14 protein-coding genes and 1 pseudogene are annotated in these 20,801 nt (G+C 72.3%); 3 read left to right on the top strand and 12 right to left on the bottom strand.

What is annotated here, in order from left to right; translation table 11 throughout:
• Position 1: 1 nt before the first annotated feature.
• Both ABZ624_RS02020 and ABZ624_RS02025 read right to left on the bottom strand, forming a co-directional pair.
• Complete coding sequence (locus tag ABZ624_RS02020) at positions 2–1,306, bottom strand: MFS transporter (protein ID WP_360082161.1); 1,305 nt, start codon at positions 1,304–1,306, stop codon at positions 2–4.
• A gap of 444 nt (positions 1,307–1,750) precedes the next feature.
• Positions 1,751–2,740, bottom strand: coding sequence for an aldo/keto reductase (locus tag ABZ624_RS02025; protein ID WP_360081631.1), 990 nt, complete (start codon positions 2,738–2,740; stop codon positions 1,751–1,753).
• 546 nt (positions 2,741–3,286) lie between these two features.
• Between ABZ624_RS02025 and ABZ624_RS02030 the strand changes: the two are divergent.
• A pseudogene (locus ABZ624_RS02030) lies at positions 3,287–3,976 on the top strand (hypothetical protein); the annotation flags it as partial.
• A gap of 548 nt (positions 3,977–4,524) precedes the next feature.
• Complete coding sequence (locus ABZ624_RS02035) at positions 4,525–7,899, top strand: pyruvate carboxylase (protein ID WP_360081632.1); 3,375 nt, start codon at positions 4,525–4,527, stop codon at positions 7,897–7,899.
• Between the two features lie 230 nt (positions 7,900–8,129).
• Here the strand turns inward: ABZ624_RS02035 and ABZ624_RS02040 are convergent, their stop codons facing one another.
• From ABZ624_RS02040 to ABZ624_RS02055, 4 genes are all read right to left on the bottom strand, one after another.
• Positions 8,130–8,582 (bottom strand): hypothetical protein, encoded by a 453-nt coding sequence (locus ABZ624_RS02040; protein ID WP_360081633.1) that lies wholly within the window; start codon positions 8,580–8,582, stop codon positions 8,130–8,132.
• Positions 8,583–8,685: 103 nt separating this feature from the next.
• On the bottom strand, positions 8,686–9,462 hold the full coding sequence (locus tag ABZ624_RS02045; RefSeq protein WP_360081634.1) for a polysaccharide lyase family 7 protein: 777 nt from the start codon (positions 9,460–9,462) through the stop codon (positions 8,686–8,688).
• A 22-nt stretch (positions 9,463–9,484) separates the two neighbouring features.
• Complete coding sequence (locus tag ABZ624_RS02050) at positions 9,485–10,699, bottom strand: carbohydrate-binding protein (protein WP_360081635.1); 1,215 nt, start codon at positions 10,697–10,699, stop codon at positions 9,485–9,487.
• A gap of 130 nt (positions 10,700–10,829) precedes the next feature.
• Positions 10,830–13,451 carry a TIM-barrel domain-containing protein gene (locus tag ABZ624_RS02055; protein WP_360081636.1) on the bottom strand — a complete coding sequence of 874 codons (2,622 nt, stop codon included), beginning with the start codon at positions 13,449–13,451 and terminating at the stop codon, positions 10,830–10,832.
• A 481-nt stretch (positions 13,452–13,932) separates the two neighbouring features.
• Between ABZ624_RS02055 and ABZ624_RS02060 the strand changes: the two genes are divergently transcribed.
• Positions 13,933–15,057: a GNAT family N-acetyltransferase gene (locus ABZ624_RS02060; protein ID WP_360081637.1), complete on the top strand. Its 1,125-nt coding sequence runs from the start codon at positions 13,933–13,935 to the stop codon at positions 15,055–15,057.
• Between the two features lie 191 nt (positions 15,058–15,248).
• On the opposite strand, the gene ABZ624_RS02065 is transcribed toward ABZ624_RS02060, so the two are convergent.
• From ABZ624_RS02065 to ABZ624_RS02090, 6 genes are all read right to left on the bottom strand, one after another.
• Positions 15,249–15,557 carry an acetyl-CoA synthetase gene (locus ABZ624_RS02065; protein ID WP_360081638.1) on the bottom strand — a complete coding sequence of 103 codons (309 nt, stop codon included), beginning with the start codon at positions 15,555–15,557 and terminating at the stop codon, positions 15,249–15,251.
• 303 nt (positions 15,558–15,860) lie between these two features.
• Entirely contained in the window at positions 15,861–16,613 is a 753-nt protein-coding gene (locus ABZ624_RS02070) for an ABC transporter ATP-binding protein (protein ID WP_360081639.1), read from the bottom strand.
• Between the two features lie 3 nt (positions 16,614–16,616).
• Complete coding sequence (mdlC, locus tag ABZ624_RS02075) at positions 16,617–18,224, bottom strand: benzoylformate decarboxylase (RefSeq protein ID WP_360081640.1); 1,608 nt, start codon at positions 18,222–18,224, stop codon at positions 16,617–16,619.
• On the bottom strand, positions 18,221–19,018 hold the full coding sequence (locus ABZ624_RS02080; RefSeq protein ID WP_360081641.1) for an ABC transporter permease subunit: 798 nt from the start codon (positions 19,016–19,018) through the stop codon (positions 18,221–18,223). The genes mdlC and ABZ624_RS02080 overlap by 4 nt, the downstream gene beginning before the upstream one ends.
• On the bottom strand, positions 19,015–19,818 hold the full coding sequence (locus ABZ624_RS02085; RefSeq protein WP_360081642.1) for an ABC transporter permease subunit: 804 nt from the start codon (positions 19,816–19,818) through the stop codon (positions 19,015–19,017). Before ABZ624_RS02085 ends, ABZ624_RS02080 begins: the two co-directional genes overlap by 4 nt.
• Positions 19,815–20,783, bottom strand: coding sequence for an ABC transporter substrate-binding protein (locus ABZ624_RS02090; RefSeq protein WP_360081643.1), 969 nt, complete (start codon positions 20,781–20,783; stop codon positions 19,815–19,817). Before ABZ624_RS02090 ends, ABZ624_RS02085 begins: the two co-directional genes overlap by 4 nt.
• Positions 20,784–20,801: the final 18 nt, after the last annotated feature.

The following is a 20,801-nucleotide window of genomic DNA, read 5'->3' on the forward strand; positions in this document are numbered from 1 at the left end:
GTCAGGCGGCCGTGCCCAGGGCCGCGCGGCCGGTCATGTCGCCGTCCTTCGCGGTCACGGTCACCGGCATCAGCCCGCCGCGCCGCCGGACCAGCAGGCCCGCGCCGATCGACCCGGCGATCAGCAGACCGCCGGCGACCAGGGCGCCGCGCGCACCGGCCCACTCCATGAGCAGGCCCAGCAGCGGCGGCCCACCGAGGCCCCACACCGTGCCGACGCTGCTCCACACCCCGAGCACCCGGCCGCGCAGATGGGCGGGAGGGTCGGTCTGCAGGACCGCCGTACCGGCGGTGTCGGAGACGGACTCCACCACGGCCATGGGCAGCACCAGCACCATCAGCACGGCCAGCGACGGCGACAGGCCGGCGACGACCTGGAGGAGAGCGCCGACGGCCGCCAGCAGACCCACGGTCCGCACCGAGGGCTTACGCAGCCGGGCGCCGAGCACCGCACCGATGATGCCGCCGACCGCCAGCACCGTGGAGACGGTGCCGAAGGACGCGGCACCGCCCGCGAGCGGTCCGGTGACGAGGACGGCGAGCGTGAGGCCGTAATTGCGGCCGAAGACCGAGCTGATCCCGGTGATCCCGGCGAGGGCCACCAGCCGGGGCCGGCGCACGAAGAACTTCAGCCCCTCACGCACGCTCATCTCCACGGGCGGCGGAACGGCCCGTGCCTCGCCCGCCGGCTCGGCCACGGCCCCGTGCACCGGCCGCAGGAACGGCACGACGGACGCCACGAACAGGAACGACAGCCCGTTGGCGGCGTACGCGGAGGCCGTGCCGAGGAAACCGACGGTCACACCGGCGAGCGCGGTGCCGGCCAGCCGGCCCGCGCTGTGCACGAGGGCGCCCACACCGATCGCCGACGGCACGTCCTCCCTCGGCACGAGATCGTTGCCGAGCAGCGCACAGGCCGGCCCGTCGACGGTGGCGATGATGCCGGTCACGGCGGCCAGCACCAGCAGGACCGGCATGTCGATCCGGTCCAGCGCCACCAGCAGCGCCGTGGTGAACGCGACCGCGCCGAGCAGCGCCTGGCTCACCGCGACGGTCAGCTTCCGGGGCCAGCGGTCCACGGCCGCGCCGCCCAGCAGGCTCACGAACAGCGCCGGGGCCGCCTGTACGGAGATCGACAGGCCGGTCGCCGCGGCGGAACCGGTGATCTGCAGCACGAGCAGGTTCTGCACGGTGAGCTGCATCCAGGTGCCGGCGTTCGAGACGAAGTTCGCGGCCGACCACCAGCGCATGCCGCGATGGCGCAAGGAACGCCAGGGCGAACGCGAGGCGGGAGCGGAGCAGGGCACGGACGTGGGCAGGGCAGGAGCAGAGGGCACGGCGGGGTACTCGACAACCAGGGAGGGGAGAGGGACCGGCGGAACCCGTCGGGCCGGCTGCGTTGCGCGGCCGGGCCATCCCCGGTCAGGGCGCCGACCATGCTGGCAGACGGGAGGGCACAGTGGTCGCCACGGCACTCGCCGCTGCGGCGCCGCGAGCCCCAAACCCCCTCATTCGTAGAGCTGTTGGGCCTCGCGTGTGCTTCCTCACAGGCCCCGGTGGAAGGAGGCGGGCATACGTGACGCGCCTCACCGCCGCTCGCTGCGTGACCGTGCTGCGGCGGTGGCGGGGCTGGGCCGCCGGGTGTGCCGCTTCCGATCCTTCGGCAGGCGCGGTGCGTTCTTCGTCACCGCGGTCCGCGTCCGCGTCCGCGACCGTGCCCGCCGCGATGCCGGGAGCACCCGCTGAGACGCTCAGCGATTGACGGCCCGCATCCCCGCCTCGTCGTACCGCTCGCCCGCCGCCGCGGGCAACTCCGCGTCGATGCGGGCCAGGTCCTCCTTGGTCAGCTGGACGGCGACCGCGGCGGCGTTCTGCTCCAGGTAGGTGCGGCGCTTGGTGCCCGGGATCGGGACCAGGTCCTCGCCCTGGGCCAGGACCCAGGCGATGGCCAGCTGGGCCGGGGTCACGTCCTTCTCGGCGGCGATCTCCTTCACCTTCGCGGCCAGCCGCAGGTTGGCCTCCAGGTTGGCGTCCGTGAAGCGCGGGTTGGCGCGGCGGAAGTCGTTCTCGTCCAGCTCGTCCGGCGAGCTGAAGCGGCCCGCGAGGAAGCCGCGGCCGAGCGGGGAGTACGGCACGAAGCCGATGCCCAGCTCCCGGCACGCGGGCAGCACCTCGGCCTCCACGTCCCGCGTCCACAGCGAGTACTCGCTCTGCATCGCGGTGACCGGGTGTACGGCGTGCGCCCGGCGGATGGTCTCCGCGCTCGCCTCGCTCAGCCCGATGTACCGCACCTTGCCCTCGGCGACCAGCTCGCCCAGCGCGCCGACCGTCTCCTCGATGGGCACGTTCGGGTCGACCCGGTGCTGGTAGTACAGGTCGATGTGGTCGGTGCCCAGCCGCTCCAGCGAGCCGTGCACCGAGCTGCGCACGTGCTCGGCCGAGCCGTCCTGCCGGCCGATCGTGCTCATGTCGCCGGGTACCGCGTCGTCCATGCGGTAGTTGAACTTGGTCGCGATCACGTACTCGTCGCGATGTCCCCGTATCGCCTCGCCGACCAGCGACTCGTTGGTCAGCGGGCCGTACACCTGGGCCGTGTCGAGGAAGGTGACGCCCAGTTCCAGGGCCCGCCGGATGGTCGCGATGCCCTCCTCCTGGTCGGCGGAGCCGTAGAAGGCGGACATCCCCATGCATCCGAGGCCGATGGCCGATACCTGGAGGTCCCGCAGACTGCGCTTCTGCATGTGATGTTCCAGCCTTTCCTGCACACTCGATCGCCGTTCCGTACGGCACGGGGCCCTGGTCGGCCCTGGTTCCATCTAGCGACGGATCGCGGCACCCGGCATCTCGTGGGGGGAGCCGGGTTCGGGCACGTGCCGGACGTCCGCGACGCTACGAGTTGGAGCGCTCTCGAAGTCAAGGCGCGCTGCGGGCTGGGCCATGCATCCAGCCGTACGGGCAGCTCGAACGGGTCGTTGGTCGGGAAGAGGACGACTCGGGCGGCCCGGCCAGCGCATCCTGCCGAGTGGCGCAGGAGCCTTGTTACGGAGGACGGGTCCGCGGGAGCGGAGGTTGCCTCGCGGCGCCGGATTCACGGCCGCACGGGCCTGTGGGTCTTCCCACACCCGCGCGTCCCCCTAACGGATCTTGACGCCCGTCTTCCGGCTCGCTGAACTGTCACCGATCAGGTCGAATGTCGGTAAAACGCCGCACGGTCTGACCGCCGGAAGCGGGGTGAAGGGGGCGAGGGACATGACGGGGGAGCCGAAGGCGATGGGCTGCCGTGCCTCATGACCACTGAAGGGCGCGTCGACCGGTGCCGCTTACTGCTCGCACGGCTCGTCCGGTTCACCGGGCGGACGGTGCGGGCCGAGTGGCACGCCATCGTCGTCGACCCGGTGCACCGCCTCACGCGGCGCGGACTGTCCGCCCTCCTGCTGGGCTTCGCCGCCGCGTTCGGTGTGATCTTCTTCCACGACATCGCCCAGCACCCGCTCGGCCGGCTGTGGGTCCAGCGGCTCGGGGGCGTCACCGGTGACCTCCCGCTGTGGCTGGCGCTGCTGCGCACACCCGTGTCGCTGTACGTCCCCGCGCTCGACCTGCCCGTGTGGGCGGGCATCACCTCGCTGTTCCTCGCCTTCGCACTCGCCGAACTGGTCCTGGGCCGGGCCCGGACCCTGGCGATCGCCTACGTCACCACCCTGGCCGGCACGCTCGTCGCCCGCGTGATGATCGCGCTGGGCCCCGGCTGGTGGGGTTTCGGCCTGCCGCACGCGTACGGGCAGGTGCTGGACACCGGACCCTCCGCGGCAGTCGTCGGTCTGTTCACCTATCTCTCGGTGATCAGACGCGCGCCCGTGGTGTTCACCCTGACGGGCGGCTCGATGGTCTGGGAGTCCCTCGCCGTGCCCAACCTGGCCGGGCGCGAGCACCTGGTCGCGGTGGGCTCGGCGATCGTCCTCGGCCTCCTGCACGGCCGCCGCGCAGGCCTGCGTGCGCGCGTACGGCCCCTGCTGCCCACGCGCCACCACGCCCCCGCACCCGCGGAGACCCACCACCGCACCCCCGCTCCCGCCGGGAACGGGCACCGCGACTCCGCTCCCGCGGAGACCCGTCACCGCACCCCCGCTCCCGCCGGGACCGGGCACCGCGACCCCGTCCCCGTGGAGACCCGGCACCGCGACCCCGTCCCCGCGGAGACCCCGCACTTCGACCCGGCTCCCGCGGAGACCCACCACCGCACCCCCGCTCCCGCCGGGACCCGGCACCGCGACCCCGTCCCCGCGGAGACCCGGCACCGCGACCCCGTGCCCGCGGAGACGGTCGCCGAGCATCCGCACGACGCGGCGATGACATCCCTGGAATGCTGAGGCCAGAGCGCGCGAGTGTGGCGCCGCCCACCCCGGTGATGTGATGGTTTTCGCACGTCGAGAGGCGCGGGCACCCCCTAGGGTGTGCCGCGAGGTACGGCAGGGCGTGGCTGACACCATGGTGTTCGTCGCCGGCAGGCAGCTGAAGGGAATCCAGGATGTTCCGCAAGGTGCTGGTCGCCAACCGTGGAGAGATCGCGATCCGCGCGTTCCGGGCGGGCTACGAACTCGGCGCGCGCACCGTCGCCGTGTTCCCGCACGAGGACCGCAACTCGCTGCACCGGCTCAAGGCCGACGAGGCGTACGAGATCGGCGAGCCGGGTCATCCGGTGCGGGCCTATCTCTCCGTCGAGGAGATCGTGGCCGCCGCCCGCCGGGCCGGCGCCGACGCCGTCTACCCGGGCTACGGCTTCCTGTCCGAGAACCCGGAACTGGCCCGCGCCTGCGAGGAGGCGGGCATCACCTTCGTCGGCCCGAGCGCGGCCACGCTGGAGCTGACCGGCAACAAGGCCCGCGCGGTCGCCGCCGCCCGGGCGGCCGGCGTACCCGTGCTGGGGTCCTCCCAGCCCTCCAATGACGTGGACGAACTGGTGCGGGCCGCCGAGGAGATCGGCTTCCCCGTCTTCGTCAAGGCGGTCGCGGGCGGCGGCGGGCGCGGCATGCGCCGCGTCGAGGACCCCGCCCAGCTGCGCGAGTCCATCGAGGCCGCCTCCCGCGAGGCCGCCTCCGCGTTCGGCGACCCGACCGTCTTCCTGGAGAAGGCCGTCGTGGACCCCCGCCACATCGAGGTGCAGATCCTCGCCGACGGCGAGGGCAACGTCATCCACCTCTTCGAGCGCGACTGCTCGCTCCAGCGCCGCCACCAGAAGGTCATCGAGCTGGCCCCCGCACCCAACCTCGACCCCGGACTGCGGGACCGTATCTGCGGCGACGCCGTCCGCTTCGCCCGCGAGATCGGCTACCGCAACGCGGGCACCGTCGAGTTCCTCCTCGACCGCGACGGCAACCACGTCTTCATCGAGATGAACCCGCGCATCCAGGTCGAGCACACCGTGACCGAGGAGGTCACGGACGTCGACCTCGTCCAGGCCCAGCTGCGCATCGCCTCCGGCGAGACCCTCGCCGACCTCGGCCTCGCCCAGGACACCATCACCCTGCGCGGCGCCGCCCTCCAGTGCCGTATCACCACCGAGGACCCCGCCAACGGTTTCCGCCCGGACACCGGCCGGATCAGCGCCTACCGCTCCCCGGGCGGCTCCGGCATCCGTCTGGACGGCGGCACCACCCACGCCGGTACGGAGATCAGCGCGCACTTCGACTCGATGCTGGTCAAGCTCACCTGCCGGGGCCGCGACTTCAAGGCGGCCGTCGGCCGCGCCCGGCGTGCCGTGGCCGAGTTCCGCATCCGGGGCGTGGCCACCAACATCCCGTTCCTCCAGGCCGTCCTGGACGACCCCGACTTCCAGGCGGGCCGGGTCACCACCTCCTTCATCGAGCAGCGCCCGCACCTGCTCACCGCCCGCTCCTCCGCGGACCGTGGCACCAAGCTGCTCACCTACCTCGCCGACGTGACCGTCAACAAGCCGCACGGCGAACGGCCCGACCTGCTCGACCCCGTCACCAAGCTGCCGCCGCTGCCGGCCGGCGAGCCCCCCGCCGGCTCCCGCCAGCGGCTGGTCGACCTCGGCCCCGAGGGCTTCGCCCGCCATCTGCGCGAGTCGCCGGCCGTCGGCGTCACCGACACCACCTTCCGCGACGCACACCAGTCCCTGCTCGCCACCCGCGTGCGCACCAAGGACCTCCTCGCCGTCGCCCCGGTCGTCGCCCGCACCCTGCCGCAGCTGCTGTCCCTGGAGTGCTGGGGCGGCGCCACCTACGACGTGGCGCTGCGCTTCCTCGCCGAGGACCCGTGGGAGCGGCTGGCCGCTCTGCGCGAGGCCGTGCCCAACATCTGCCTGCAGATGCTGCTGCGCGGCCGCAACACCGTCGGCTACACCCCGTACCCCACCGAGGTCACCGACGCCTTCGTGCAGGAGGCCGCCGCCACCGGCATCGACATCTTCCGCATCTTCGACGCCCTCAACGACGTCGGCCAGATGCGCCCCGCCATCGACGCCGTACGCGAGACCGGGACGGCGATCGCCGAGGTCGCCCTCTGCTACACCGGCGACCTGGGCGACCCCGCCGAGCGGCTCTACACCCTCGACTACTACCTGCGCCTGGCCGAGCAGATCGTCGACGCCGGTGCCCATGTGCTGGCGGTCAAGGACATGGCCGGCCTGCTGCGTGCCCCGGCCGCCGCAAAGCTCGTCTCGGCCCTGCGCCGCGAGTTCGACCTGCCCGTGCATCTGCACACGCACGACACGGCCGGCGGCCAGCTCGCCACCTACCTCGCCGCGATCCAGGCGGGCGCCGACGCGGTGGACGGCGCGGTGGCCTCCATGGCCGGTACGACCTCGCAGCCGTCGCTGTCCGCGCTGGTCGCCGCCACCGACCACTCCGACCGGCCCACCGGCCTCGACCTGGGGGCCGTCGGCGACCTGGAGCCGTACTGGGAGAGCGTCCGGAAGATCTACGCCCCGTTCGAGGCGGGCCTCGCCTCCCCGACCGGCCGCGTCTACCACCACGAGATCCCCGGCGGCCAGCTGTCCAACCTGCGCACCCAGGCCGTCGCCCTCGGCCTCGGCGACCGCTTCGAGGACATCGAGGCCATGTACGCCGCCGCCGACCGCATCCTCGGCCGCCTGGTCAAGGTCACCCCGTCCTCCAAGGTCGTCGGCGACCTCGCCCTGCACCTGGTCGGCGCCGGCGTCTCCCCGAAGGCCTTCGAGGAGACCCCGGACAGGTTCGACATCCCGGACTCGGTGATCGGCTTCCTGCGCGGCGAGCTCGGCACCCCGCCCGGAGGCTGGCCCGAGCCGTTCCGCACCAAGGCCCTGCAGGGCCGGGCGGCGCCCAAGCCCGCGCCCGGGCTGTCCGCGGAGGACCGCGAGGGCCTGGCCAAGGACCGCCGCGCCACCCTCAACCGGCTGCTGTTCCCCGGCCCCACGCGGGAGTTCGAGACGCACCGGCAGGCCTTCGGTGACACCAGCGTCCTGGACAGCAAGGCGTTCTTCTACGGACTGCGTCAGGCCAAGGAGTACGCCGTCGACCTGGAGCCCGGTGTCCGGCTGCTGATCGAGCTGCAGGCGGTCGGCGAGGCCGACGAGCGCGGTATGCGCACCGTGATGTCCTCGCTCAACGGACAGCTGCGCCCGATCCAGGTCCGCGACCGCGCCGCCGCCTCGGACGTGCCGGTGACCGAGAAGGCCGACCGCGCCAACCCCGGCCATGTCGCGGCGCCGTTCGCCGGGGTGGTGACGCTGGCGGTGGCCGAGGGCGACGAGGTCGCGGCCGGTGCCACCGTCGCGACCATCGAGGCGATGAAGATGGAGGCCACCATCACCGCGCCGAAGGCGGGCCGGGTCTCGCGCCTCGCCATCAACCGGATCCAGCAGGTGGAGGGCGGCGACCTGCTGGTCGAGCTGGCCTGAGCCGCGACCGCCCGGCACACACGAAAAGGCCCCGTGGCACCGGGAAGGTGCCGCGGGGCCGACGCCGAGGGCGAGGAGAGCGAAGGGACCAGCGCGTCGAACCCCTTACCGTCCCACCACGACGGCAGGGTCAGCAGGTCGACCACCCCGCTGACCAGCTGATTCAGCAGAGGGGTACGAGCCGCCGCACCGCAATTCACCGGGCCTCCGCCCGCTGCCGCCGGAGCGGTTCAGTCCCAGAGTGGGTAGGTCATGACCTGCAGGAAGGCGTCCGGCCGGGCGCCGGCGTAGGTGAGGCTCATCCGCGTGAAGTGCTGTACGGACGGGTGCTTCTTCCAGGACGTGGGCTCGTCCAGGCGGACGGTCACCCGGTAGCCGTGGAAGCGACCGGCCGCGCAGTACGGCTTGCAGTCGTTGACCACGTTCACACCGGTGGCCGTCGCCCCGTGCGGGCCCCACTGCGTCCAGTGGAGCCCCAGGAGGCGGCTGTTGCCGTCGCCGCAGGCCAGGATGAAGTCGGCCGGCCGGACGTTCTGGTGCCAGGTGCAGTCGACGAGCACGGGGCGCGGGGGATCGACCCGCCCGGCCGCGGCCGGCGGACTCGCCGAAGCCGTGGTCATGGCCGCCGTCAGCAGGGCGCCCGCCGCGAGGGTGACCGCCGTTCCCATCACTGATCCGCGCATGGTCGCTCCCACCCGTCGTACCGTGTCCGACCGCGTGCACCCGACGCTACGACCGTACGGCCGATTGCACCAGTCGCGCAGGTCGGGCCGGGTATGGCCGGGTTCAGCCGTGGGTGACGGTCAGGCCGTAGAACGCGACGCGGGCGCCGTTCGTGGTGCTGTCCGAGGAGGACTGGTTGTAGGAGCCGGCCTTGAAGTACTGCTTGTACCGCTGGAACGACGACGGGATGCCGTAGTGGGTGGTGGCGCCGTTGACGGTGAGGTCGATGGTGTTGCCACCGGAGACGGCGACGGTGTAGCTCCAGGTCCTGCCCACCGGGACGTGCCCCACGGCGTGCGCGGTCTGCCCGCCGGACGGCGAGTTCTCCGTGCCGAGGACGATGTCGCCGTTCGCGTGGTAGTACAGCTCCAGCAGCGGCTTGGTGGAGGAGCCGCCGGTGCCGAGGTGGATCTGCCCGACGCACACGTTCTGCGTCACGGACACCACCCGCAGGGTCGCGCTCATCCGGTGCGCGCCGGACAGCGCCCAGTCGGCGGGGCTGCCGTCGCGGTTCATCTCGCGCAGCTCGGAGCGGGCGTAGTTCGAGTTCGGCGTCGTCACCCCCTTCTCGGGCGCCCAGAAGGTCATCGCCCCGTCGCGGGTGTCGGTGTAGAAGTAGGCGTCCTGGTAGCCGTTCGCTCCCTGGAGCCGGGACGACGGGACGGTGGTCGGGTGGCCGGGGGAGCCGACGGGCTCCTGCAGCTCCCAGACCGACAGGTCGAAGGTGCCGCCGGGCGCGGCATGCGGGCCGGCGGCGTCCGCGCCGGTGCTGCCGAGCAGGGTGAGGGCGAGGGCGAGGCCCGCGGTGGTCGGCACCGCGAGGAGCCGGGCTCGGGTCATGTGGGGGGTCCTGCCTTGCACGTCAGCACGCCCCTTCGTCCTGCCACGGTCCCCATTCCGAGGCGCCCGGCACCTCGTTCTGGGTCCACCACTTGGCCTTCCAGTTGTGTTTGTCGTACGAGACCTCGTTGCCCTGCGTGTACACCGCCGACGAACTCCACGCGGGCTTGCAGGAGGACGGCGTCGGCGTAGGGGTAGGGGTAGGCGTCGGTGTGGTGGTGGGCGGGGTGGCGCCGGCGAACTTCACGGAGTACTTCGCGAAGTCCCAGGAGTTCTGGGTGACGCTGGAGCACGTGCCGGACGTACGGCCCCCGTTGTCCGGCGGACTGCACTGCCGGTCGCGGTTCAGGGACCAGAACGTGAAGCGGTCCATGCCGTGGCTCGTCGCGTAGTCCAGCACCGTCTGGAAGTCGGCCTGGGCGAAGTACTCACCCGTGTCGCTGCGGCCGTTCATTCCGGAGAAGCCCTCGTGGGCGTACGCGGTCGCCTGGTCCCAGCCGAAGGTGGACTGCAGGATCGAGTTGAAGTTGGTCAGCGCGCCGGTCTGGCTCGCCGCTCCGTTGAAGCCGCCGTCGAACGGCATGATGGAGAAGTTGTTCGGGGTGAAGCCCTGGGACTTGGCCTCCAGCAGCATCTGCTTGCCGAACCAGCCGGTGCCGTCCGCCGTACCGGCCGTCGTCACGGAGACGTACAGGCCCGGGTTGTTCTGCTGGAGGATCCTGGCCGCGCCGATCTCGTTCTTGATGGCCGCCGTGTTCTCGTACTCCGGCTCCTCCAGGTCGAAGTCGATGGCGTGCAGCCCGTACTTGGTGATGACCTGCTGGTAGGCCGCCGCCGTGGACGCGGCGTCCGCGCACGACTGGCCGAGCTTGGTGCCGCCGTAGCCGCCGATGGAGACCGACACGTCACCGCCCTTGGCGCGGATCGCGTTTATCGTCGACTGCACCGCCGTGTCCGAGGAGACGGGCGCGGTGCCGCCCCAGGTGGGCGAGCAGCCGCCGCCGTTGGGGGCCAGGATGAAGGCCAGCTGGAAGGCCTTGAGGCCGGTCGCGTCCATGATGGCGGCCGGGTCCGGCGGGTCGTTGTCCAGCGGCATCAGATAGGGGGCGGCGGCGTACCAGCGGTTGCTCAGCGCGGTGGTCGCGCCCGAGGCGTGGCTTGCGACGAGTGCGGTGGTGCCCGCGGCGGCGAGCGTGACGGCCGCCGCCGCGCTCAGACATGCCCGAAGAGGTCTCACTGCGTGCCTCCGGAGGGTGGGGGTGGGGAGGTCCCCGGAGCGGGGAGCCCCACCCTCCGAGAGCTGTTGCGGTCACGTCAATAACTTGGACTAGACCAGCTAGGACTTTGGACTAGACCATACGGTCTCTTTACCTCCCGTCGACCAACCGCACCGAGAACCCCCGGTCCAGCGGCAGACTCGGCGTCGTGACGGTCGTGACCTGTGTGGCGGGATCGAACGACCAGGCCGACGCGGGCAGTTGGCGGCCGTCGAGGAGCACCTGCGCGGGTGCCGGGCCGCCGTGCACGGTGAACCGGTAGCCGCGGGCGTCCACCTTGCCGGCGTAGTCACCCCTGCTCGCGCCCACCATGACGGTCGTCCCCTTGCCGTCGCCGCGCACGGACACCCGCTGGGTCGCGGCTTCTCCCTTGGCGAAGTCACGGGTCACCCCGTCGTCCTCGTACAGCGTGTACTGGCTCGTGCCGTGGGCCGCGGGATACAGGTCCCAGTCCAGCTCGTGCCGGTCCCGGGTCTGCCAACTCGTCGTCCCCTTGCGCCACATGGGTACGACCGCGCCCTCGCGCACGAACAACGGGAGCGTGTCGAGCGGGGCGTGATAGCCGTTGACCGTGGTCGGGCCCTGGTAGGTGCGGCCGGTCCAGTAGTCGGTCCAGGTGCCCTTCGGCAGGTAGATGCCGTCGCGGGTGTCGGAGTCCTGGTAGACCGGGGCGACCAGGAAGTCGCGGCCCGACAGGAACTCGTACTTCGCCTGGTCCCCCAGGGTGTTCGGGTCGTCCGGGTACTCCAGCCACAGCGGACGCACCGCGCCCACACCCGTCTTCGCCGCCTCGGCGGACAGGGTGTACATGTACGGCAGCAGCCGCTCCTTCAGCTGCAGGTACTTCCGGTTGATCGAGGTGTACGGCTCGCCGTCGAGCCAGGGCTGCTGGTCGGCGGGCTTGCCCGTGGTGAGGTCGGTCGCCCAGCCGTCCATGGTCATGACGGCCGGCAGGAACGCCTTCCACTGCAGGTCCCGGGCGTACATCTTGGCGTCGTGCCGGTAGATGCTGCCCACGTCACCGGTGTTGTACGAGATACCGGACAGGGTCGCGCCGGCGTAGGTCGGTATCTGCCAGCGGATGTAGTCCCAGGACAGTTTCTGGTCGCCGCTCCACAGCACCCCGCAGCGCTGGGCGCCCGCCCAGGACACCGGCAGCCACACGAAACCGCGCGCGTCGCTGTTGTCCTCGATCCCCTTCTTGGCGGCGTCGCACGCGTCCAGGGCGAACTTGTAGCCGTTGCCGACCCAGGCCACGTCCAGCTTGGCCACCCGCTGACCCGCCTTCACCTGGTCGGCGAGCTTGTCGATGCCGTCCTGGGTCCACAGGCCGAGCTGGGCGTGGTGGTCCTGCAGGCCCTTGGCGGTCTGCTCCAGGTTCTCGTACCCGCAGCCGTAGCCGTCGTTGACCAGCATCCAGCCGAGCGGCATCTGGTTCTGCGTGTACCCGTCGGCGATCTTCAATGCGTCCAGGGTGTGCCGCTCGCCCCGGTTGGCGTTGTGCAGGTAGCAGTCCGAGTCGCCGGGTTCGAGGCCGTACACCGGGGGCATGAAGGGCTTGCCCACCAAGGCCGTGTACTGGCCGATCACTTGCTTGGCGTCACCGAGGAAGTAGTAGGCGTCCAGGCGCCGTTCCTGCTGCCCGGTGGTCACGGGTTGCCCGAAGGTGTACACGCCCGGGGCGAAGGTGTTGCGGAAGACGCCGTACCCCGCGCTGGAGAGGTAGAACGGCTGGGAGTTGTTGTAGCCGCCCTCGTTCCAGTCGAAGCTGTTGGACACGTACATCGTCTGCCCGCGGTGCGAGAAACTGCCGTTCTGCTCGCCGCCGCCGAAGAACTGCTCGTCCGCGCCGCGCACGAGGCTCTGCCGCATGCCGCCGGTCGACCAGCGCAGCGGTTTGTCCTCCTGCCAGACGCGGGTGCGGTTGTCGGGCTTGTACAGCCCGAAGCGCAGCGGGCTCTTGTACACGCGCAGGACGGCCCGCGGCGAAAGGATGCCGTAGTAGTCGCCCGCGTCGAAGGAGGAGGTGTGCCGCTCCGGGGCGGGCTGCTTGCGCACGATGGCGGTGCCCGCCGGATCGCTCAGCGAGCCGGACGGGTCGGCCTGGAGCCGCAGTCGACCGCCTGCCAGGAAGTCGGCGCGGGCCGTCAGCCGCCCGGCTCCGATGGTGTAGCTGCCGTCACCGCCCGAGAAGGACGTGAGGTCACCGGCGTCGGTGGTGGCGGGCAGGTACGCGGTGCCGGTGAAGGAGTTGCCGTGCACGTCGTACGGCACGACCACCACGTGGTAGGTCCCCGACGCCCGCGGGATCACCGTGGCCTCCGGATCGGCGGTGCCCGCGCTGGACGCCACCTGCTTGCCGTGGTCGTCGTACACGTACAGGTCGAAGTCGTCGGACGGTTTCTCCCACTTGACCGACAGCGGGACGCCGCCTTCCGGGTTGTCGTCCCAGTAGCCCTCCGGCACCGAGACCGTCAGGTCGAAACGGTCGCAGACCTTGTTGTCCGGGTCGGTCGCGGCATCCGGACAGCTCTCGGCACCGCCGCCGGTGCCCTTGGCGTACACCGGGCTCTGCCAGCTGACGCTGCTGTGGGCGGGGTCGAGTACGGCCCCGGTCGCGGTGGCGGCGGCCTGGGCGGGCGCAGGGGCGGCGAGCGTGGTTCCCGCCAGGGCGGCCGCCAGCCCCAGCGGTATCCAGGCCGGCCACGGCACACGATGGCGCAGTCTTCGCGGTCTTTGCACGGCGGAACAGCTCCCCTCGCAGCACTGCGGACTGTCTTGCTGTTCTTGCTCCTGATGCTTGGAAGAGCTCGAAATGAGCGTCAATCGAGCAACTTCAAGCAGGAAGCCTCGGGGCTGGCACAGGTTCATGTCAAGAGCAAAGGGTTGACCCCGATGTCCGCAGACCCGTGGCGGATCATCCGTCGCCTGAGGCACCCTTGACAGTGTGCGTACTGTTTCGCGACGTTTGAGCAGTCGCGCGCGGAGGGGATTCGGCGCACACCGGTACCAATGGCAGGACGCGTTCGGCGCGTCATGGGGGGAGCGGTCGCCCATGCGATCCATGAGCCATGATTCACACGCCTCACCGACCGGTGCCGACTCGGGCACGCCGCTCGCCGGTCCTGCGGGAAAGCGACCTGCGGAAGAGCGACCTGCGGCAGGGCGACCTGCGAAGGGCGGTCGAACTGAGGTGGAGATCACCATCCACAGACCCGGCGAGCTGACGCCCGAGCTGCGCGGGGCCTGGCACCGCGCGATGGACGAGTCACCCGAGTACGCCAACCCCTTCCTCGCACCGGAGTTCACGATCGGCGTCGGCCGGTACCGCGGCGGCGCGCGGGTCGCGGTCCTGCGTGAGGGCGGGGAGCCCGCCGGGTTCTTCCCGTACGAGCGGGGGCCACTCGGCACCGGACGGGCCATCGGGCTCGGACTGTCCGACTGTCAGGCGCTCGTGCACCGGCCCGGGGTCACCTGGGATACGGGCGAACTGCTGCGGGCCTGCCGGCTCAGCATCTTCGAGTTCGACCATCTGGTCCAGGAACAGCGGCCGTTCGCGCCGCACGTCACCGGGACCTTCGCCTCACCGGTGATCGATGTGAAGCCCGGCGACGGCGGGTATCCGGAGTGGCTGCGCGGCACCTATCCAGGCCTGGCCAAGACGACGCTGAAGAAGGAGCGGCGGCTCGGCCGGGACATCGGTGAGCTGCGGTTCGTCTTCGACGAGCGCGATCCGCAGGCGCTGCGCACGCTCATGCGCTGGAAGTCCGCGCAGTACCGCAGGACCGGCCGCATGGACCGGTTCTCCCGGCCGTGGATCGTCGGCCTCGTCGACCATCTCTTCCGGGTCCGTGAGGAGCACTTCACCGGGGTGCTGTCGGTGCTGTACGCGGGCGACCGGCCGGTCGCGGCCCACTTCGGCCCCCGGTCGAGCACCGTGCTGGCGGCCTGGTTCACCGCCTACGATCCCGAACTGCACTACTACTCACCCGGGTTGATGATGCACCTGAGAACCGCAGAGGCGGCCGCCCGGCACGGCGTGACCCTCGTGGACCTCGGGCGCGGCGACAAGGAGTACAAGGACTGGCTGAAGACCCGTGAACTGCGGGTCGCCGAGGGCTTCGCGGCCCGCCCGCACCCGGTGGCGCTGGCCCAGCGGCTGTGGCGCAGGCCGGTGCGCGGACTGCGGAACACAGTGCTGGCCCATCCCGGACTGCGGGATCCGGCCGACCGGCTGCTGAAGACGGCGGGCAGGCTCCGCGCCCAGAGCGTGGCGGCTTCCCCGGTCGCCCGGGAAATCCGGCCTCCGGAGCGGTAACTACTGGCAGGTTCCTGCCCAAACGTCCTCAAGCGGCTGACGTTCGCGCGTTCGCGTGGCCGGGTCTCCTGCGTCAGCAGCGTCGCTGCACTCCGGGAGGTCCTTGGTGTGTCCCTGCCCACCCACAGAGGACAATGGCCAGTCCATTTCTCCCGGCACTGGACCGGAGGGGCGGCTCCGGAGTGCCGGGGTCATCCCTCCTGCGGGTACGGCACCACGCTCATGTCCAGCGTGAAGACCGGCCGCGCGGCGCCTGCCACATCCGGCGCCTTGGCGGAAGCGGTGACCTCGGCCGTACCGCCCCGGATGCCCGCGCAGCGCAGGGTGGCGTGCCCCGTGCCGTGCCCGTCCACCCGCCAAGCGGACGCCACGACGAGCGCGGGCGCCGAACTCAGCACGCTCGTCCACCGCTTGTCGTCCAGGCGCGGCGACAGTGTCAGGGTCACCACCGCCCCGGGGCGCACGCACAGCCGGCGCCGGACCGGGTCACCAGGGGCCACGGAGACCTCCGTGTGCCCAGCGGTACAGCGCGGGGCGGGCGCGGCCTTGGACGGCGTCACCAAGGTGCTCGGGGACGACCCCGGAGAACGTGCCGACCGGCTCCCGGACGGCGTCACGGAGGCGCTGGGAGACGCCCCGGAAGGGCGTGCCGACCGGCTCCCGGACGCACCGTTGCCGGCACCCGCTCCCCGGCCCGCCGACGCCCCGCATCCCGCCAGCACGACGACCGCGGCGACCGCACACCCGCCGGCCCACCACCGCATGCCACCACCTCCCGGCCTCCTGGTGCCTCCCAGGATGCCTCAGCCACCGCCGCGCACCGCCCGTCCCACCTCCGTGCGCAGCTTCACGAACCCGGGCAGGCTCCGCGTGCTGATCTGGTCCCGTTCGCCGGGCAGGCCGACCGGCAGGTCGCGGATCACGTGGGAGCCGGGGCCGGGGGAGAGGACGACGACGCGGTCGCCGACGTACACGCTCTCGTCGATGTCGTGGGTGACGAACACGATGGTCGTGTCGTTCGTGCGATGGAGTTCCAGCAGCAGGTCCTCCAGGTCCTCGCGGGTGCCCGCGTCCAGGGAGCCGAACGGCTCGTCCATGAGGAGCAGCGAGGGCCGGCACACCAGGGCACGGGCGATGGCGACGCGTTGCTGCATACCGCCGGACAGCTCGCGGGGATGGCGCCGGGCGGCCCCGGGCAGGCCCACGCGTTCGAGGATCGTCTCGGCCTCGGCCCGCCGGGCCGCCCGCCCGAGGCCCCGGCGGCGCAGCGGCAGGGCCACGTTGTCGCGGGCGGTGAGCCAGGGCAGCAGTGAGCGGCCGTACTCCTGGAAGACGACCGCCAGCCGCTCCGGTACGCCCGTCACCGGTGTCCCGTCGATCGTGATCGTGCCCTCCTGCGCGGGCAGCAGCCCGGCGATGGTGCGCAGCAGCGTGGACTTGCCGCAGCCGGAGGGCCCGACCACGCTGAGGAGCTGGCCGTCGGGCACGGAGAGGCTGATGCCGTCCAGCACCCGCTGGTCGCCGAAGTGCCGGCTGACGGAGTCGAGGCGCAGCATCCCTCACCCGGCCCAGGGCTCGTACAGGGTGCCCACGCTGCCGGTGACCGGCAGGTGCAGCAGGAAGGGGCCCGTGTCGTCGCCCCGGCCCAGGGCGTGGTCCAGGGCGGCCGGCAGCACCTCGGGGTGTTCGGCGCGGGCCGCGGGGCAGCCGAAGGACTCCGCGAGGGCCACGAAGTCGATGCCGGTGATGTCCGTGCCGGGGACGGGTGCGATGCCGATCCGGCGGCCCAGCGCGCGGACGGCCGCATAGCCGCCGTTGTCCAGCAGCACATAGCTGACCGGCGCCGCGTGCCGGGCCGCGGTCCACAGGGCCTGCACCGAGTACAGCGCCGAGCCGTCGCCGACCACGCACACCACCCGGCGCCGGTCGGCGAGCGCCCGGCCGACCGCGAGGGGCAGGCCCCAGCCGAGCGCCCCGCTGCCCGTGGTGAGGAAGCCGCCGCCCGTCGCGACGGGCACGCGCGCGTGCAGGGTGTCGCGGTGGCTCGGTGCCTCCTCGACGAGGACCCGCTCGCCCGGGAGCCGGGCGCGCAGCAGGTCGAAGAGGAGTTCCGGGGTGATGTGCTGCCCGGCGCGGGCCGGTGCGGGGGCCGGCCGGGCTGGGGGCGGGTCGCGGTCGGATTCCTCGAGCAGCTCGGTGAGCCGGGTCAGGGCGGGCCGCAGGGTGGTGACGATGCTGGTGCCGGTGGGCAGCCAGGCGGCCTGGCCGGGGTCGCAGTCCAGGTGGAACAGCTCGGTGCCGGGCGTGAGCGGTGGCCCGTCGTCCGCCACGTGGTAGGTGAAGACCGGTGCGCCGAGGGCGACCACCACGTCGTACGGTGCGAGCCGCGCGGCCAGTTGCCGGGCCACCGGCGGCAGGAACCCCTGGAACAGTGGATGCGCCTCGGGGAAGCCGGAGCGGCCGGAGAGCGGGCTGATCCACACCCCGGCCCGGATCCGCTCGGCCAGCGCCCGGACCAGCTCCAGCGCGTCCTCGTCGTCCACGCCCGGCCCCACCACCAGCGCCGGGCGGGCGCAGGCAGCCAGCCGGGCGGCGAGCGCGTCGAGGGCGTCGGGGCCGGCGGTGAACGCCGTGTGCACCGTGCGGGGCGTGACGGGTTCGGCGGGCCGGTCCCAGTCGTCCTCGGGCACGGACACGAACACCGGGCCGCGCGGCGGCGTCATCGCGATCCGGTACGCCTCGGCGAGCACGGCGGGCACGTCCTCGGCCCGCTCCGGCTGGCGGGCGTACTTCACATAGGGGCGCGGGAACAGGGCCGGTTCGTCGGCGCCGAGGAACGGCCGCACCTGGATGAGGGAGCGGGCCTGCTGTCCGGCCACGATCACCAGCGGCACCCGGTCGCGGAAGGCGTTGAAGACGGCACCGAGCGCGTGCCCCACCCCGCCGGCCGAGTGCAGGCTGACGAAGGCGGCGCGCCGGGTGCCGAGCGCGTGCCCGGCCGCCATGCCGACGGCGACGGACTCCTGCAGGCCCAGCACATAGGTGAAGTCGTCCGGCCAGTCGCGGAACATCCGCAGTTCCGTGGAGCCCGGATTGCCGAACACCGTGGTCATGCCGGTGTCGCGCAGAAACCGTACGACCGCCTCGCGCACCGTGCCCGCCGTCATGCCGTCCTCCTCGCTGGTGCCCCAGGTCCGACGAGCCGCTTCTCGATCGCCAGCAGCCCGGTGTTGAGCAGATACCCGAGCGTCCCCAGCAGCACCAGCGCCGCCCACACCGTGAGCAGGTCCGAGCGGGTCTGGGCGTCGGTGAGGGTGAAGCCGATGCCGTTGTCGCTGCCCGGCAGCAGCTCCGAGAACACCATCAGGATCAGGCACAGCGACAGGCTGAGCCGCAGCCCCGCGAAGATCCGGGGCAGCGCCGAGGGCAGGATCAGGAACCACAGCCGTTCCGGTGCCGTCAGCCGCAGCACCGCCGCCACCTGGAGCCGCAGCGGGTCGGTGGCCCGAGCGCCCTCGGCCGAGTTGACCAGTACCGGCCACACGGCGCTGAACGCGATCGACGCCACCTGCATGGGCGTACCGAAGTCGAACACCACGACGAACACCGGCACCAGCGCGGGCGGCGGCACGGCCCGGGCGAACTGGAGCACCGGGTTGCACAGCGCGTACGCCCGCCGGGAGCGGCCCACCGCGATTCCCAGGACGGTCCCGGCGACGGCGGCGAGCGCGAAACCGGCCGCCATCCGGCCGAGGCTCGGCAGGATGGTGTCGACGGCGGCCGGGGTGAGGAACAGATGGCCGGAGGGTCCGGAGAACCACAGGTCGCGGGCGTGCCGGGCGATGCGCAGCGGCGGCGGGAAGTACACGCTGCCCTGCGCACGGGCGGCCACCTCCCAGCAGACGACGGCGAGAAGGAGTACGGCCCAGCGCAGCACCAGGGGCAGCGTCGTGCGGTTCATCGCCGCGCCCTCTGCCGCAACCGCCCTGCCGCTTCCGGGGGTTGCTGTGCCCAGGCGAACAGGCGCCGCTCCGCCCCGACCAGTACCCCGTTGATCACGAGCCCCAGGGCGCCCGCCCACACCACCCCCGCCAGCACGTCCCGCGTACCGTCCGTCGCCGTCTCGGCCTGGGCGATGAAGATGCCGAGGCCCTGGCCGAAGCCGGAGAGGATCTCCGTCGCGACGGCGAGGATCAGGGCGACCGCGGCCGAGATCCGCACACCGGCGGCGATGAACGGGGCGGTGGCCGGCAACTCCGCCCGCAGCAGCACCGCGAGCCGCCCGAACCCGAAGGCGCGCAGGGTGTCCTTGGCCAGCGGGTCGGTCTCGCCGAGGCCGTAGACGGTGTTGAACAGCACCGGCCACAGCGAGGCGTACGCGATCAGCGCCACCTCCGTCTCGGTGCCCGACCCGAGCAGCAGCGACACCAGCGGGATCAGCGCGACGGACGGCAGGGGCCGCAGGAACTCGATCACCGCGCGTACGGCGGCCTCCACGACCGGTACCGCGCCCAGCAGCAGCCCCAGCGGAACGGCGATCGCGCAGGCGAGCCCGAGGCCCAGCGCCCACGCCCGCAGCGTCACCCCCACCCCGTCGAGAAAGGCCGGGTCACCCGCCAGCCGGACGGCGCGGGCGAGGACTTCGGAGGCGGGCGGCAGGTAGCTGCGCCGTACGATCCCGGCGCGGGCGACCGCCTCGCAGACCCCGAAGGTCACCGCCGCGCCGAGCAGGCCCAGCAGGATCTCCTGACGCCGGGTCATTTCACCAGCAGGGGTGCCGGGTCGACGTCCTTCTTCAACAGCCCCTGGGCGCGCATGAGCCGGATCAGCCGGTGCAGCGCGGCCGGGTCGGCGGTCACCGGATAGGCGGGCAGATGGATCGACTTGGCCTGGTCCGCGCTCACCCTGGCGTACTTCGGCAGTTCCGTGCGCACCGCCCCCGGATCCTCGGCGGCGAGCCGGGAGGCCGCCTCGACGGCACGCCGGAAGCCGGCCGCCGCCTTCGGGTTCCTCTTCACGAAGTCGGCCGTGGTGACGTACCCGCTGGCGGGCAGGCCCCGCGCCGGGCCCGACCCGGCGTCCAGCAGCACCCGCGCGCCCAACTCGCCCCGGATGGCGGTGTCGAAGGGTTCGACCGCGTGTGCGGCGTCCACCTGGCCCTTCTCCAGGGCGGGGCCCATCTGCGGGAACAGGAGCTGCCGGTAGACGGGCCGCCCGGCGCCCCGGGCGTCGAGGATCGCGTTCAGGGTCAGGGACTGGATGTTGTTGAGGACGGCGACGGCGACCTTCCTGCCCGCGAGGTCCTTCGGTGTCCTCAGCGCCGAGTCCCTGGGCACGAGGACGTCCATCATGTGCGGGGCGATCCGGACGCCCTCGGCGAGGATGCGCAGATCCAGGGTGCCCTTCTCGTACGCCTGGAAATAGGTGACGTAATTCGCGCTGGCGATCACGTCCACCTGGCCCTTGAGCAGCGCGGGCAGCGCCTGGATGCTCTGCTGGACGGGCTGGATGCGCACGTCCAGGCCCTCCTTGGCGAACAGCCCGCGGTCCCGGGCGAGATAGAGGGCGGCCGAGTCGGTGAGCGGCAGCGCCGCCACGGTCAGCTGCTGCCGCCCGTCGCCGGAGGGCGCCTTCCCGCCGCTGTCGCAGCCCACGAGGAGCAGCGCCGCAGCGGCGACGAGCGCGGCGAGCCGTTGCGTTCCCGAACGTGATCGACGTAATGCCATACCGGCATGACTACCCCC

The organism is Streptomyces sp. NPDC007205, assembly GCF_040634095.1.
In the GTDB taxonomy this organism is placed as follows: Bacteria; Actinomycetota; Actinomycetes; order Streptomycetales; family Streptomycetaceae; genus Streptomyces.

What these genes read in the sequence shown, in the direction of transcription:
- ABZ624_RS02025 (WP_360081631.1), bottom strand. Translation starts at nt 2,740, where the DNA reads ATGCAGAAGCGCAGTCTGCGGGACCTCCAGGTATCGGCCATCGGCCTC.
- ABZ624_RS02040 (WP_360081633.1), bottom strand. Translation starts at nt 8,582, where the DNA reads ATGCGCGGATCAGTGATGGGAACGGCGGTCACCCTCGCGGCGGGCGCC.
- ABZ624_RS02035 (WP_360081632.1), top strand. Translation starts at nt 4,525, where the DNA reads ATGTTCCGCAAGGTGCTGGTCGCCAACCGTGGAGAGATCGCGATCCGC.
- ABZ624_RS02070 (WP_360081639.1), bottom strand. Translation starts at nt 16,613, where the DNA reads ATGCTGCGCCTCGACTCCGTCAGCCGGCACTTCGGCGACCAGCGGGTG.
- ABZ624_RS02090 (WP_360081643.1), bottom strand. Translation starts at nt 20,783, where the DNA reads ATGGCATTACGTCGATCACGTTCGGGAACGCAACGGCTCGCCGCGCTC.
- ABZ624_RS02080 (WP_360081641.1), bottom strand. Translation starts at nt 19,018, where the DNA reads ATGAACCGCACGACGCTGCCCCTGGTGCTGCGCTGGGCCGTACTCCTT.
- ABZ624_RS02085 (WP_360081642.1), bottom strand. Translation starts at nt 19,818, where the DNA reads ATGACCCGGCGTCAGGAGATCCTGCTGGGCCTGCTCGGCGCGGCGGTG.
- mdlC (WP_360081640.1), bottom strand. Translation starts at nt 18,224, where the DNA reads ATGACGGCGGGCACGGTGCGCGAGGCGGTCGTACGGTTTCTGCGCGAC.
- ABZ624_RS02045 (WP_360081634.1), bottom strand. Translation starts at nt 9,462, where the DNA reads ATGACCCGAGCCCGGCTCCTCGCGGTGCCGACCACCGCGGGCCTCGCC.